This window comes from Stutzerimonas tianxiuensis, from assembly GCF_053470365.1.
In genome coordinates this window covers 50,630-64,381 of sequence record NZ_JBPVWS010000007.1, presented here as the reverse complement: position 1 = coordinate 64,381, position 13,752 = coordinate 50,630, and the positions used below count along the sequence as shown (strand labels likewise).

The following is a 13,752-nucleotide window of genomic DNA, read 5'->3' as shown; positions in this document are numbered from 1 at the left end:
CGGCTTAACGCCGCTTTCCACAAGGGTTACTGCGGCGCTAGGGCGCTTTACGTGAAGGCACATCATAAAGGGATTCACCACATGAGGAAATCACTACTCGCCCTGCTGTTGGTGGCGGTTGGCGGCATGGCGCACGCCGCTGTACAGCTCAAGGATGACCATCCGGAGCAGTACACCGTAGTGAAAGGCGACACACTCTGGGACATTTCCGGTCGCTTTCTCAGCGAGCCCTGGAAATGGCCCGAACTCTGGCACGCCAATCCGCAGGTCGAAAATCCGCACCTGATCTATCCCGGCGACAGCCTCAGCCTGGTCTACATCGAAGGCCAACCGCGCCTCATGCTCAACCGTGGCGCCTCGCGCGGGACGATCAAACTCTCGCCGACTGTTCGCACAACGCCCATGGCTGAGGCCATCAGTACCATCCCGCTGGAAGCCATCAACAGCTTTCTGCTGAGTAACCGCATTGTCGACAGCGCCGCTGAATTCGAGGCGGCGCCCTACATTGTTGCCGGCAATGCCGAGCGCGTGATCAGTGGCTCTGGTGACCGCGTCTACGGCCGCGGCGAGTTCCAGGACGACATCGGCGTCTACGGCATCTTCCGTCAGGGCAAGACCTACGTGGACCCGGAGAGCGGGGAATTTCTCGGCATTAATGCCGATGATGTAGGCACCGCCGAGCTTCTCGACATGGAGGGCGACATTGCCACCATGATGCTCACCCGGGTTACCCAGGAAGCGCGCATTGGCGACCGTCTGTTCCCCAGTGAAGAGCGTGCGATTAATTCGACCTTCATGCCGAGCGAGCCGAAAGAAGAAATCAACGGCGTGATCCTCGATGTGCCGCGCGGCGTGACCCAGATCGGTCAGTTCGATGTGGTCACCCTGAATCGGGGCGCGCGTGACGGACTGAGCGTCGGCAATGTGCTGGCGGTGTACAAGACCGGCGAAACCGTCCGCGACAGGGTCACCGGTGAAAACGTGAAGATCCCGGACGAGCGCTCGGGCCTGCTGATGGTGTTCCGCACCTACGACAAGCTCAGCTATGGCCTGGTCCTGCAGGCGACTCGCTCACTCTCGGTGATGGACAAGGTCCGCAACCCCTGAGACCCCAAGCCCCGCATTGCGGGGCTTGTCATTTCTGCTGAACAAGCACTGCATGGATGCGGTGCGACGAGACAAGGACTGTTCTCATGCCTTCGATTTCCCCCGCCGAACTGGAAGCGCGCCTGCGCCTGCACGTGTTGCCGGAGCTGGGCCCGCGTCGTCTGCGTAAGCTGCTCAGTGCGTTTCCCGATGCGTCTTCTGCGCTCAGTGCGCCAGGGTCCGCCTGGCGCTCGCTGGGTTTACCGGCTGGTTGCGCCGAAGCCAGGCGCAGTCCGGCAATTCGTGAGCGAGCCGCTGCCAGCCTCAAGTGGCTGGCAGCGCCGGCGCGACACCTGCTGATGTGGGATGACCCGGCTTATCCCGGTTTGCTGGAAGAGCTGCCGGACGCTCCGCCGCTGCTGTTCATCGAAGGTGACCCAAGCCTTTTGGAGCGACCGCAGCTGGCCATGGTCGGAAGCCGACGCGCTTCCCGGCCGGGACTGGATAACGCCACGGCCTTTGCTCGCAGCCTGGCGCGCGGTGGTTTCGTGATCACCAGCGGTCTAGCGCTGGGTATTGATGGTGCGGCTCATCAAGGCGCACTGGACGTCGGCGGCAAGACCATCGCCGTACTGGGTACCGGTCTCGAACAACTGTATCCGCGCCGCCATCTGGGGCTGGCTGCACGCATCGTTGAAGGCGGTGGTGCGCTGGTATCCGAGTTACCGCTCGATTGCCCGCCGCAGGCCGCCAACTTTCCACGTCGCAATCGCATCATCAGCGGCTTGTCGTTGGGTGTGCTGGTGGTCGAGGCAAGTCCTTCGAGCGGCTCGCTGATCACCGCCCGTCTGGCTGCCGAGCAGGGCCGGGAGGTCTATGCGATTCCCGGCTCGATCCACCATCCGGGCGCCCGAGGCTGTCACCAGTTGATCCGCCAGGGTGCGGCGCTGGTGGAAAGTGTCGAAGACGTGCTGCAAGCCTTGCGCGGCTGGCAGCAAGGCCCGGCCGCTCCCGAAGCGCAACGATCCGAGCCGATGCATCCTCTAGTCGCCCAGCTGCATGCCGCCCCCATGAGCAGCGAGGCGCTGGCCAGTGCGGTGAACCAGCCTTTGTCGGAAACCCTCGCAGCGCTCACCGAGCTTGAAATCGAGGGCGTGGTTGTTTACGAGAACGGTCGCTGGATCGCCTGTACGGGTTGAGGGCTGCTGTGCTGCCACCGGCGCTTGGGTACACTTCGCTGATCAGTCTCAGGGGAGTTGGCAATGGTCGGCAATTGGCGTGTGCAGCAGGCGGCGCGAGTCGTTAGACGTGGTGGAGTCATCGCTTATCCGACCGAGGCGGTGTGGGGGCTGGGCTGCGATCCTTGGGACAGCGATGCGGTGCATCGGTTGCTAGCACTCAAGGAACGGCCGGTGGAGAAAGGCCTGATCCTGGTCGCCGATTGCATCGAGCAGTTCGAATTCCTGCTGGACGATCTTCCTGAGCGCTGGCTGGACCGGCTGGTTGGCAGCTGGCCGGGGCCGAACACCTGGCTGGTCCCGCACCGCGACCGTCTGCCTGACTGGATCACCGGCGAGCATGACAGCGTGGCGCTTCGTGTGACCGATCACCCGCTGGTCGCCAGGCTATGCGCCCTGACCGGCCCATTGGTATCCACATCGGCGAATCCGGCCGGCCGACCTTCGGCGCGGTCGCGTCTGCGCGTCGAGCAATACTTCCCTGGCGATCTGGACGGCGTGCTGGGCGGCAGCCTGGGCGGACGTAAAAACCCTTCCACCATCCGCGACATACGCAACGGCGAGGTGATTCGCGCCTCCTGACGCCGCTGGCGTCAGGGCGTACACGTCTGCCGGCTCAGGGCAGGAGGATGGTTGAGCCGGTTGTCTTGCCTGCGGCGAGCTGGCGCTGTGCCTCGGCGGCGTCGGCGAGTGCGTAGCGTTGGCCGATCTCCACGTTTATCTTTCCGCTGGCGATCATCTCGAACAGCTCGGCCGCCATGTCTCGCAGGCGTTCGGCTGAGGTGGCGTAGCCGGCCAGAGTCGGCCGGGTGACATACAGCGAGCCCTTCTGGGCCAGTACACCGAGGTTGACCCCCGTCACCGCGCCGGAGGCATTGCCGAAGCTGACCAGCAGGCCACGCGGTGCAACGCAATCGAGCGAGACGTCCCAGCTGCTCTTGCCCACCGAGTCGTAGACCACCGGACATTTCTGGCCATCGGTCAGCTCCAATACGCGCTGCACCACGTCTTCCTGCGTGCGGTCGATGGTTGCCCAGGCGCCCAGCGACTTGGCGCGCTCGGCCTTTTCCGCCGAGCCCACCACGCCGATCAGTCTGGCACCGATGGCCTTGGCCCACTGGCAAGCAATCGATCCGACACCGCCCGCCGCCGCATGGAACAGGATGGTTTCACCGGCTTTAAGCGCATAGGTCTGGCGCAGCAGATATTGGGTCGTCAGGCCCTTGAGCATCACCGAGGCGGCTTGTACGAAGCTCACGCTTTCGGGCAGCTTGACCAGATGCCGCGCTGGCAGGGTGTGGTGTTCACCGTAAGCACCCAGCGGTCCGGTCGCGTAAGCGACACGATCACCTACCGCGAAATCATCGACGCCCTCCCCCAGCGCGTCGACGACACCGGCACCTTCGGTGCCCAGGCCCGACGGCAGGCTCGGCGGCGCGTAGAGCCCGCTGCGAAAGTAAGTGTCGATGAAGTTCAGGCCGATCGCATGGTTGCGCACGCGGACCTCACCGACACCGGGTGCGGCGACCGGGACGTCGACCTGTTCGAGGACTTCAGGACCACCGTGCTGACTGAACTGGATGCGCTGCGACATATCGACTCCTGGCAAATACAAAGGAGCCTATCCAACGCTTCTCGGGCGCGTCCGTCAATTGGCCCGGTGATATGCTTGCCGGCCTTCTGTTCTAGCGCTGCCGCTCTGGGCCCATGGCCGGCGGCAGCGCAGCCCACTTGCCAAGGTGAATTCGTGAACGAGCGTACCGAAGCCGTCAAAGCCTACCTGCTCGATCTGCAGGACCGTATCTGCGCCACCCTTGAGACCGAGGACGGCGGCGCGCGCTTCGTCGAGGATGCCTGGACGCGTCCTGCAGGCGGCGGTGGCCGGACCCGGGTCATCGAAAACGGTGCGCTGATCGAAAAGGGTGGCGTCAACTTCTCCCACGTTCACGGCAGCGGTCTGCCGCCTTCGGCCAGTGCCCATCGTCCGGAACTGGCCGGCCGTGGTTTCGAAGCGCTCGGCGTGTCGCTGGTGATCCATCCGGAGAACCCTTACGTGCCGACCTCCCACGCCAACGTGCGCTTCTTCATTGCCGAAAAGGAAGGTGAGGAGCCGGTCTGGTGGTTTGGTGGCGGCTTCGACCTGACGCCCTACTACGGCAATGAAGAGGACTGCGTGCACTGGCATCGCGTGGCCCGGGATGCCTGCGCGCCGTTCGGTGCCGATGTCTACCCGCGATACAAGGAATGGTGCGACCGCTATTTCCACATCAAGCATCGCAACGAGCCGCGCGGGGTCGGTGGGCTGTTCTTCGATGATCTGAACGACTGGGACTTCGATACCAGCTTTGCCTTCATGCGGGCGGTGGGCGATGCCTACATCGAGGCTTACCTGCCCATCGTCCAGCGTCGCAAGGCGATACCGTACGGCGAACGCGAGCGCGCCTTCCAGGAGCTGCGCCGCGGTCGCTATGTGGAATACAACCTGGTGTACGACCGCGGCACCCTGTTCGGTCTGCAATCGGGTGGACGCACCGAGTCGATCCTCATGTCATTGCCGCCGTTGGTGCGCTGGGGTTACGACAAGCATCCCGAACCCGGCTCGCCGGAGGCGCGCCTGACCGAGTATTTCCTGCAGGATCGAGACTGGCTGGGCGAGCAGCGCTGACGCGGCTTTCTCACACGTTGCGTCTGCCAGACGCTCACGCGTGACGGGTGCAGAACATATTTGAAGCGGAGTAATTGTTGATGGACCGCTACGGCGTTTTTGGTAACCCCATCGGGCACAGCAAGTCGCCCCAGATCCACCGTTTGTTTGCCGAACAGACCGGGCAGGATCTCAGCTACGAACCCTTGCTGGCGCCGCTGGATGACTTTCCTGGCTTTGCCAAAGCCTTTTTCGAGACGGGTCTGGGCGCCAACGTCACCGTGCCGTTCAAGGAACAGGCCTACCGCCTGGCTGACAGGCTGAGTGAGCGCGCCCAGCGTGCCGGCGCGGTGAACACTCTGAAAAAGCTCGAAGACGGCAGCTTGCTGGGTGACAACACCGACGGTATCGGTCTGGTCCGCGATCTGCTGGATAACGCCGGCGTCGCCTTGCAAGGCAAGCGGATCCTGCTGCTGGGCGCCGGGGGGGCGGTGCGCGGTGTACTCGAGCCGCTACTGGCGCAGCGCCCGGCCGCGCTGGTCATCGCCAACCGCACCCTGGCCAAGGCCGAACAGCTGGCGGGTGAATTTGCCGAGCTGGGGCCGGTGAGTGCCAGCGCCTTTGAGCAGCTGCAAGGCCCGTTCGATGTGATCATCAACGGCACGTCGGCGAGCCTCGGCGGCGAGCTGCCACCGCTGGGCGATGGCCTGATCGAGCCGGGCGTTACCTTCTGCTACGACATGATGTATGCCGCTCAGGCGACGCCCTTCTGCCAGTGGGCGGCCGCGCGTAAGGCGTCCAGTCGCGACGGGCTCGGCATGCTGGTCGAGCAGGCGGCTGCGGCGTTCGAACTCTGGCGAGGTGTGCGGCCGGAATCGGCCACTGTGCTGGCGGCACTGCGCCTTCAGCTCGCTGGCTGAAAGCCAGCGCAATCAGAGGCGGAAGTGAATCTGCTCGTGCAGGTGCTGCGGTGTCTCCAGCTCGTCGACGATGCCGGCCGCGATACGCCTTAGCTGCACGCGTCGATCGCCGGGGTCGAGATGGTCGATCACGTTGAAATCCTCGATCGACAGATCGTCACCATCGGCTTTGGCATCCACCAGCGTCCACTTCAACGGGTGCGCTGCAATGCGCTGCCGCGCTGCCGCAACAGCTGGATTGTCACCCTTGGCTGACAGGTCCACGACCAGCAGCAACCGATCGACACCGACTTTCGGCAACCCCGACAGCAGAGCGTCGACCGCCTGAGACAGATCATGCGGCTGGTGGTTGGCTGCCGAGCCGGAGGCTGTCGCCAATGCAGGGCTGTCGAATAGACAGATCACCGCATCCATCCCGGCCACGCTCTGCGAGACGCTGGTGGCATCGAACAGATCGCCGGTTTTGGCGCGCAGGCCCGGTCGTACGGTCATCGAGTTGAGATCGTCGACCAGGGTCACGGCTTCGTGCTGGCGGGTCAGCAGCTCGCAAAGCAGCGCATTGCCGAGGCTCGAATGCGCCCCGTACAGAGCGAATTTGAGCCGCGGCGTTTCAGCGTTGAGCATGATGGCTTGGCCGGATCAGCGTCGGGTGGCCAGATAGCCAATCAGCGCCACTGCGCCTGCGGCCAGGGCGACGGTGCTCAGCGGGTGCTCGCGTGCGCAGTCCTTGGCCATGCGCCCGGCGTCACGACCGCGGCGGGACAGGTCGTGGCAGTGCTCGTCCAATCGGTTTTCGTTCCACAGCGTTTCGGCGCGCGAGCGCAGCGCATTGAAACGGTTACGCGATTCGCGCGAGGCGTCGTCCTTCAGGTCGTCGAGCGCAGCCATCAGGTTCTGTATTTCGCGTTCGATTTCGTCACGGGTGGTCGGTGTGCGGCTGAAGCGGGACATAGCGTTCTCCCCTTTGAATGTACGGTTTGGACTCTGCGAAGCCGTGAAGGTGCGTTCGGCCGTGCTCAACCAAAACACCCAGACTGCTATGAGCGGACCTATCAATGGCAGCCGGGTTCCGCTGGTCGGCTCGGTTGTGGCGAAAAGCCGCGCGGCCGATAGCGTGTTTAACGGCGAATTCGTATGCCTGCGGCAGCGCTGCGTCGGTTGATCTACGCTTTGTATTGTGGCCGCTTCGCTGAGCGGTCCGGACGGCGAAACGAGCGAAACGGCTGGCGCCCTGCGTCCGGTCGATCCGCTGGAGGCGCCGAAATATAAGGGCTGGCGGCCATGTTTATGCTCGCCTTTTCCGTATAATGCGCGCCGCGTCCGTCTGCTTCGGCGCGCCTTTTTTCACTGCCAATTCATCGGTGTCCATCTTGAAGCTTCGTCATACCCTTCTCGGTCTGCTGCTCGCCTGCAGCAGCGTCATGTCGTCCCCCGTCTCGCTCGCTGCACCCAAAGCCCCTGCTCAGCAGGAACTGGCTTCTGGCAGCGCGCTGCTGGTCGATCTGAAAACCAACGAAATCCTCTATTCCAGCAATCCAGACGTGGTTGTGCCGATTGCCTCGGTGACCAAGCTGATGACCGCAATGGTGGCGCTCGACGCCAAGTTGCCACTCGACCAGCGCCTGTCCGTCACCATCCGCGATGCGCGTGAGATGCAGGGCGTCTACTCGCGCGTGCGCATCGGCAGCGAAATCAGCCGCCGGGAAATGCTGCTGCTGACTCTGATGTCATCCGAGAACCGCGCCGCCGCGAGCCTGGCTCATCATTATCCCGGCGGCTACGGTGCCTTCATCCAGGCAATGAACGCCAAGGCCAAGGCGCTGGGCATGACCCACACGCGCTATGTCGAACCGACCGGTCTGTCCGAGCAGAACGTCTCCAGCGCCAATGACCTGGTCAAGCTGCTCAAGGCCAGTCAGGCCTACCCGCTGATCGAACAGTTCAGCACCACCAGCGAGAAAACCGTGGCTTTCCACAAGCCCAACTACACCTTGGGGTTCCGCAATACCAACGCCCTGGTGCGCAAGCCTGACTGGAGCATCCAGCTGACCAAGACCGGTTTCACCAATGCCGCCGGCCATTGCCTGGTGATGCGCACGGTGATGAACAAGCGCCCGGTGGCCTTTGTGGTGCTCGACGCCTTTGGCAAGTACACCCACATGGCTGATGCCAACCGCCTGAAGAAGTGGATGGAAACCGGCAAGGTCACGCCGGTCGCGCCTGCGGCCCTGGCCTACAAGCAGCAGAAGATGGCGCAGCGTCAGCTGGCCGGGCAGCCGGGTGACGCCGCTACGGTGATCGGCACCCGCTGACCGAGGCGGCAAGCAAGCGCTTCACTGCCGGGGTGCGTGCCTGGCGGCTGAGGTGACGCGGCGGGTTGCTGTGCTTCCCGACGTCACGTCGAGCCGGCTCATTGCCCACCCCGGCCTGGCACCTCCAGACCCGCCGCGCTCACAGCGCTGAACTGAGCAACCGGCGACGGCGTGACTTTTCGATGCAACGATGCGGGTGCAGTCGACTCAAACGACTACATTCGCCCTCAGCGCAACGGGAATCGAAGGTCGTTATGAGCACGCCAGACAATACCTACATCGAGTGGCTGGAAAGCCAGTCCATGCTTCACGCCGCCCGCGAGCGGGCCCGACTCTATGCCGGCCAGGCGCGGCTCTGGCAGCGGCCTTACGCCCAGGCACGCCCACGCGACGCCAGTGCGATCTCCTCGGTGTGGTTCACCGCCTACCCGGCGGCCATCATCACCCCTGAAGGCGGCTCGGTGTTGCAGGCGCTGGGGGACGACCGCCTCTGGAGCGCGCTGTCCGAGCTGGGCGTGCAAGGTATTCACAACGGCCCGATGAAGCGCTCCGGCGGTCTGCGCGGCCGCGAGTTCACGCCGACCATCGACGGCAACTTCGACCGCATCAGCTTCGACATCGACCCCAACCTCGGGACCGAGCAGGAGATGCAGCAGCTCAGCCGCATGGCCGCCGCGCACAACGCCATCGTCATCGACGACGTCGTCCCGGCGCACACCGGCAAGGGCGCGGATTTCCGCCTCGCCGAGATGGCCTACGGCGACTATCCCGGCCTCTACCACATGGTCGAGATCAACGAGGAAGACTGGCCATTGTTGCCTGCCGTGCCCAAGGGCCGGGATGCGGTAAACCTCCCGCCGCCGGTGGTTGATCAGCTCAAGGAAAAGCACTACATCGTCGGCCAGCTGCAGCGGGTAATCTTCTTCGAGCCCGGCATCAAGGACACCGACTGGAGCGTGACCAATGTGGTCACTGGGGTCGACGGAAAACGCCGCCGCTGGGTCTATCTGCACTACTTCAAGGAAGGCCAGCCGTCGCTGAACTGGCTGGACCCAACCTTCGCCGCGCAGCAACTGATCATTGGCGATGCGCTGCATGCCATCGACGTGTCCGGCGCTCGGGTGTTGCGCCTGGATGCCAACGGCTTCCTCGGTGTTGAGCGTCGCGCCGAGGGCACCGCCTGGTCCGAAGGCCATCCGCTGTCAGTGACCGGTAACCAGCTGATTGCCGGCGCCATCCGCAAAGCCGGTGGTTTCAGCTTCCAGGAACTGAACCTGACCATCGACGACATCGCCTCGATGTCCCATGGCGGCGCCGATCTGTCCTACGACTTCATCACTCGTCCGGCTTATCACCACGCCCTCGTGACTGGAGATACCGAATTCCTGCGGTTGATGCTGCGTGAAGTCCACGCGTTCGGCATCGATCCGGCTTCGCTGATCCACGCAATGCAGAACCACGACGAGCTGACCCTGGAACTGGTGCATTTCTGGACATTGCACGCCTACGACCATTACCACTACCACGGGCAGACCCTGCCCGGCGGCGTCCTGCGCGAGCACATCCGCGAGGAGATGTACGAACGCCTGACAGGCGAGCACGCGCCCTACAACCTCAAGTTCGTCACCAACGGCGTGTCCTGCACCACCGTCAGCGTCATCACGGCGGCGCTGGGCATCCGTGACCTCAACACCATCAGCGCCGCCGATATCGAACAGATCCAGCGCCTGCATATTCTGCTGGTGATGTTCAACGCCATGCAGCCCGGCGTGTTCGCCCTCTCCGGCTGGGATCTGGTCGGCGCGTTGCCGCTGGAAGCCGAGCAGGTGGAACACCTGATGACGGAAGGCGACACCCGCTGGCTGCATCGCGGCGGTTACGACCTGGCCGATATCGCACCCGAGGTGGAAACCTCCAGCGAAGGCCTGCCCAAGGCGCGCTCGCTGTACGGCAGCCTGGTCGAGCAGCTGCAGAATGGCGGTTCCTTCGCCTGCCAGCTCAAGCGCATCCTCAGCGTACGCCGCGCCTACGACATCGCCGCCAGCAAGCAGATCCTGATTCCGGATGTGCAGGCGCCAGGGTTACTGGTCATGGTCCATGAACTGCCGGCCGGCAAAGGTGTGCAGATCACGGCGCTCAACTTCAGCTCCGAGACCATCAGCGAGACGGTCACCCTCCCCGGCGTAGCGCCCGGGCCTGTGGTCGACATCATCCACGAAAGCATCGAAGGCGACCTGACCGAGAACGGTGAGATGACCTTCAATCTCGACCCCTACGAAGGCCTTGCCCTGCGCGTGGTGAGCGCTGCATCACCGGTGCTCTGACCGGGCATCAGCGCCCTCTTCGCCTGGCCGGCCGGCGCAGCTATAGTGCGCGCCGGCCGGCCCTGCGGGCCGCCTAGCTCATCCGAAGAGTACCTACGTGTCCGCCTCCTCCCGCTTCCGTTTCCTGCGCACGGTGTTCGCCTGCGTGCTCGGTTCGTCGATCTTTTCGAGCCAGGCGCAGACCGCCTGCCCGCCCGGCCAGCAGCCGCTCTGCCTGGGTGCCTGCGTGTGCATGCCGGCCTCTGCGCAGCATTCCGAAACCTTGTACGAGCAGATGCAATGGCTGGCGGCCGCGGGGCTTGAGACCTGGATCCGTCAGTCGCGCGATAGGCTGGCGTTGCAGGAGAGCCGGCCGATCCCGCTGCACATTCGCTCGCAACTGGAGCCCTATTTCGACTTGGCAGTGCTGGAGACCGCGCGCTACCGCGTAGGCGATGACAGCGTGCTCACCGCCGCCAACACCCTGCTGCGCAACCCGGACATCGTCGCGGTGACGCTGATCGACATTATCGTCTTCCGCAACGAGGCCGACGCGCTCGACAACGTCGCGCTCTGGGCGCATGAGCTCAAGCACGTCGAGCAGTACCTCGAATGGGGTGTGGGTGAATTCGCCCGGCGCTACACCCGCGACTACGGCAGCGTCGAGCAGCCGGGCTATGCCATGGAGCTGCAGCTCGAGCGCGAGGCGGCCCTGCGCCAAGCTGGCGAAAGCACAGCTCGGCGCCACTCAGCCGAATGATTTAGGCCGAGGGATCGCCTTGGGTCGGCTCCGGTCACAACCTTATCGCCATAAGGAGACCGCCATGTCTGTGACCGTGACCAAGCTCCGGGGCAACGATATACCCGAGGCGATGCGTGGGCCCGACGTTCAGGTGGTCTTTCGCATTACCGACCACGAGGGCAACACGCAATACCTGCTCGATGATGTGGAGGCCGCGCAAGCTGCTGTGCGCTTCAGTGATGACCATCATGCTAGGAAAGAGTGACCGCTGCGGCCCGTGGAACGCGGGCTGGCGCCTGAGTCTCGGTCAGCGTCCGAGGCTGACCAATACGGTCTTGTCGCAGTGATTCAGCCTGCGCTGCCCTGAGCTGTCAGCGCGTTTTGAGCAGTCCAACCCAGCAGCAACTCGGGCGCCATGGGTCGGGCGATGTAATAGCCCTGCCCCTCGTCACACCCCCATTGGGCCACCAGCTCGCAGATCGCCTGGGTTTCGATGCCCTCAGCAACGACGCGTAGCTCCAGGCGCTTGGCCAGGTCGATGATGGTCCGTACCAGCCGCCGATCCTTTTCGTCGTCACCCAGGTGGCGGATGAACGACTGGTCGAGCTTGACCGTCGAGGCCGGCAGGTCGCGCAGATAGGTCCAGTTGCTGTAGCCCGTGCCGAAATCGTCGATGGCCACTTCCACGCCCAATGAGCGCAAACGCTGCAATTGGTGGCTGACTTCGCCCGGATTACGCATCAGCGCGCTTTCGGTGAACTCCACCTCCAGGCTCGTCGGGTCGATGTGCTGGCTGTTCAGCAACTCGATGAAGCGATTGGCAAAGGCTGGGCTGTCCAGGTCCGACGCCGACACGTTGATCGCCACCTTGAACCTGGCCCCCTGGCGTTGCCACGCTGCCGCCTGCAGCACGGCCTGCTCGGCCACCCACAGGCTCAGCTCGCGGATCAGCGCGGTCTTCTCGGCCAGCGGAATGAATTCGGCCGGGCCGATGGCGCCGAGCGTCGGGTGATCCCAACGCAGCAGCGCCTCCACCGAAGTGCAACGCCCGTCGTCCAGGCTGATGCGCGGCTGGTAGACCAACCGCAGCTGACCGTCGCCGTGCAGCGCCTCGGCGAGGCCACTGAGCAAGGTGAAGGCACGCTGCTGCACTGCATCGAGTCGGGACTCGTAAGGCGACCAGCCGATACCACGGTCGCGTGCGTCGTCAGCCGAGGTGATCGCCAGGCGCAGCCAGTCCTGCTCCAGCACGCCGCTGTGCAGCGGCAGCACGCCAAGGCCGATCTGGGTCTTGATCGGAATCGAATTGCACTGCACTGGCGCGTCGAACGCCGCGATGATCCGGTCATAGAGTTGGGTCAGTTCACCGGAAGGCCCGTCCGGGATCAGAAAGGCAAAACGACTCGGGCTGATGCAATACAGCCCGCACGGTTCGGGAAGCTGCGCTTGCAACGTCTGCTTCATGCGCAGCATCAGCGCTTGGGCAAAGCTGTGACCCAGCACCTTGATGATGTCATTCAGCAGCATCGGCCCGATCACATCGGCCACGACCAGTACATTGCTCTGAGAGGTTGAGGCTGCCCGCGCCACGTCATCCTCGAGCCGCGAGCGGTTGAGCAATCCGGTGGATGCGTCGATGAAGTTGGTGCGACGCAGGGTCAGGATGCGCGCCATCGTCAGCTTGGCGAAATGCTCGAGCATCGACAGTTCCTGCGGGGTCATCGCCCGCCGCGGCTGGGTGTCGATGATGCACAGGCTGCCCAGGCCCAGCCCTTCCGGCGTGACCAGGGGCATGCCCGCATAGAAACGAATGCCCGGCTCACCGGTGACCAGCGGGTTGTCCTGGAAACGTGCGTCCCGGGTGGCATCGAGCACCTGGAACGGCTCGTTGGCGAGAATGGCATAGGCGCAGAAAGAGTCCTGTCGCGGCGTTTCCTGCGCCAGCAGCCCGACCCGCGCGGTGAACCACTGGCGCTGTTCGTCGACGATCGAGATCAATGCGATCGGCGCCTGAAAATACGCCGCCACCATGCTCACGATGTGCTCGAACACCTCGTCGGGCGTTGTATCCAGCCGGCACAACTGCGTCACCTGCAACTGACGCTGCGCTTCATTTATCGGGATTGGAGCACCAGCCATACGATCACTGCCTGGAAATTCAAATGGACCGAACTGTCAGCGCGACGTCCGGAATGGGTTGTGCGACATCAGGGACAGGCCCAAGGAATCAGCACAACAGAACCTCTTGCCAACATATCGACCGGTGCGTTTGTTCCTTGACGAGGTGCCGACAAGAGGTGCCGTGGTGTAGGCGTGGGCGTCCTCGTCTCGGATCCACGCTCGCGTATGTGTAGGATTCTCTCTTCGGTGTCGCTCTGGAACGCCTTGGCCACATCGTTTTCCAAACCTCACCCCTTAGGTTGAATTCGGACCCGGTGGGGTTCGACAGCCGACAACCAGCAGCAGGAGCCACCCACACACCCGGTGGCGGCTCCAGAGGACGATGC

At 63.8% G+C, this 13,752-nt stretch carries 13 protein-coding genes; 9 read left to right on the top strand and 4 right to left on the bottom strand.

Annotated features, from left to right (window positions below):
* Window positions 1–81: 81 nt before the first annotated feature.
* From ACSSNI_RS10795 to tsaC, 3 genes are all read left to right on the top strand, one after another.
* A complete protein-coding gene (locus tag ACSSNI_RS10795; protein WP_200640237.1) occupies window positions 82–1,107 on the top strand; it encodes a LysM peptidoglycan-binding domain-containing protein in 1,026 nt (341 codons plus the stop codon).
* Between the two features lie 86 nt (window positions 1,108–1,193).
* Window positions 1,194–2,285, top strand: a complete 1,092-nt coding sequence (dprA, locus tag ACSSNI_RS10790; RefSeq protein WP_200640239.1) for a DNA-processing protein DprA — start codon at window positions 1,194–1,196, stop codon at window positions 2,283–2,285.
* Between the two features lie 63 nt (window positions 2,286–2,348).
* On the top strand, window positions 2,349–2,906 hold the full coding sequence (gene tsaC, locus ACSSNI_RS10785; RefSeq protein WP_102837683.1) for an L-threonylcarbamoyladenylate synthase type 1 TsaC: 558 nt from the start codon (window positions 2,349–2,351) through the stop codon (window positions 2,904–2,906).
* A gap of 34 nt (window positions 2,907–2,940) precedes the next feature.
* On the opposite strand, the gene ACSSNI_RS10780 is transcribed toward tsaC, so the two are convergent.
* On the bottom strand, window positions 2,941–3,918 hold the full coding sequence (locus ACSSNI_RS10780) for a quinone oxidoreductase family protein (protein WP_200640240.1): 978 nt from the start codon (window positions 3,916–3,918) through the stop codon (window positions 2,941–2,943).
* Between the two features lie 153 nt (window positions 3,919–4,071).
* Here ACSSNI_RS10780 and hemF point away from each other — a divergent pair, with 153 nt between their 5' ends.
* Both hemF and aroE read left to right on the top strand, forming a co-directional pair.
* Complete coding sequence (hemF, locus tag ACSSNI_RS10775) at window positions 4,072–4,989, top strand: oxygen-dependent coproporphyrinogen oxidase (RefSeq protein ID WP_200640242.1); 918 nt, start codon at window positions 4,072–4,074, stop codon at window positions 4,987–4,989.
* An 80-nt stretch (window positions 4,990–5,069) separates the two neighbouring features.
* Window positions 5,070–5,888 carry a shikimate dehydrogenase gene (aroE, locus tag ACSSNI_RS10770; protein WP_200640244.1) on the top strand — a complete coding sequence of 273 codons (819 nt, stop codon included), beginning with the start codon at window positions 5,070–5,072 and terminating at the stop codon, window positions 5,886–5,888.
* Between the two features lie 12 nt (window positions 5,889–5,900).
* On the opposite strand, the gene ACSSNI_RS10765 is transcribed toward aroE, so the two are convergent.
* Window positions 5,901–6,512, bottom strand: a complete 612-nt coding sequence (locus ACSSNI_RS10765) for an NAD(P)-dependent oxidoreductase (RefSeq protein ID WP_200640246.1) — start codon at window positions 6,510–6,512, stop codon at window positions 5,901–5,903.
* A gap of 15 nt (window positions 6,513–6,527) precedes the next feature.
* Entirely contained in the window at window positions 6,528–6,839 is a 312-nt protein-coding gene (locus ACSSNI_RS10760) for a glycine zipper domain-containing protein (protein ID WP_102837688.1), read from the bottom strand.
* Between the two features lie 419 nt (window positions 6,840–7,258).
* On the opposite strand from ACSSNI_RS10760, the gene pbpG reads away from it, so the two are divergent.
* The 4 genes from pbpG to ACSSNI_RS10740 all read left to right on the top strand — a co-directional run bounded on the left by pbpG (window position 7,259) and on the right by ACSSNI_RS10740 (window position 11,510).
* Window positions 7,259–8,200, top strand: coding sequence for a D-alanyl-D-alanine endopeptidase (gene pbpG / locus ACSSNI_RS10755; protein WP_200640248.1), 942 nt, complete (start codon window positions 7,259–7,261; stop codon window positions 8,198–8,200).
* Window positions 8,201–8,454: 254 nt separating this feature from the next.
* Entirely contained in the window at window positions 8,455–10,524 is a 2,070-nt protein-coding gene (gene treS / locus ACSSNI_RS10750; RefSeq protein WP_159969451.1) for a maltose alpha-D-glucosyltransferase, read from the top strand.
* Window positions 10,525–10,648: 124 nt separating this feature from the next.
* A complete protein-coding gene (locus ACSSNI_RS10745) occupies window positions 10,649–11,263 on the top strand; it encodes an eCIS core domain-containing protein (protein WP_234484742.1) in 615 nt (204 codons plus the stop codon).
* A gap of 64 nt (window positions 11,264–11,327) precedes the next feature.
* Window positions 11,328–11,510 carry a hypothetical protein gene (locus ACSSNI_RS10740; RefSeq protein WP_200640252.1) on the top strand — a complete coding sequence of 61 codons (183 nt, stop codon included), beginning with the start codon at window positions 11,328–11,330 and terminating at the stop codon, window positions 11,508–11,510.
* Between the two features lie 83 nt (window positions 11,511–11,593).
* On the opposite strand, the gene ACSSNI_RS10735 is transcribed toward ACSSNI_RS10740, so the two are convergent.
* Window positions 11,594–13,384: a sensor domain-containing phosphodiesterase gene (locus ACSSNI_RS10735; RefSeq protein WP_200640254.1), complete on the bottom strand. Its 1,791-nt coding sequence runs from the start codon at window positions 13,382–13,384 to the stop codon at window positions 11,594–11,596.
* Window positions 13,385–13,752: the final 368 nt, after the last annotated feature.

Coding starts and splice junctions, on each gene's coding strand:
- ACSSNI_RS10795 (WP_200640237.1), top strand. CDS start 82: ATGAGGAAATCACTACTCGCCCTGCTGTTGGTGGCGGTTGGCGGCATG.
- dprA (WP_200640239.1), top strand. CDS start 1,194: ATGCCTTCGATTTCCCCCGCCGAACTGGAAGCGCGCCTGCGCCTGCAC.
- tsaC (WP_102837683.1), top strand. CDS start 2,349: ATGGTCGGCAATTGGCGTGTGCAGCAGGCGGCGCGAGTCGTTAGACGT.
- ACSSNI_RS10780 (WP_200640240.1), bottom strand. CDS start 3,918: ATGTCGCAGCGCATCCAGTTCAGTCAGCACGGTGGTCCTGAAGTCCTC.
- aroE (WP_200640244.1), top strand. CDS start 5,070: ATGGACCGCTACGGCGTTTTTGGTAACCCCATCGGGCACAGCAAGTCG.
- ACSSNI_RS10765 (WP_200640246.1), bottom strand. CDS start 6,512: ATGCTCAACGCTGAAACGCCGCGGCTCAAATTCGCTCTGTACGGGGCG.
- ACSSNI_RS10760 (WP_102837688.1), bottom strand. CDS start 6,839: ATGTCCCGCTTCAGCCGCACACCGACCACCCGTGACGAAATCGAACGC.
- treS (WP_159969451.1), top strand. CDS start 8,455: ATGAGCACGCCAGACAATACCTACATCGAGTGGCTGGAAAGCCAGTCC.
- ACSSNI_RS10740 (WP_200640252.1), top strand. CDS start 11,328: ATGTCTGTGACCGTGACCAAGCTCCGGGGCAACGATATACCCGAGGCG.
- ACSSNI_RS10735 (WP_200640254.1), bottom strand. CDS start 13,384: ATGGCTGGTGCTCCAATCCCGATAAATGAAGCGCAGCGTCAGTTGCAG.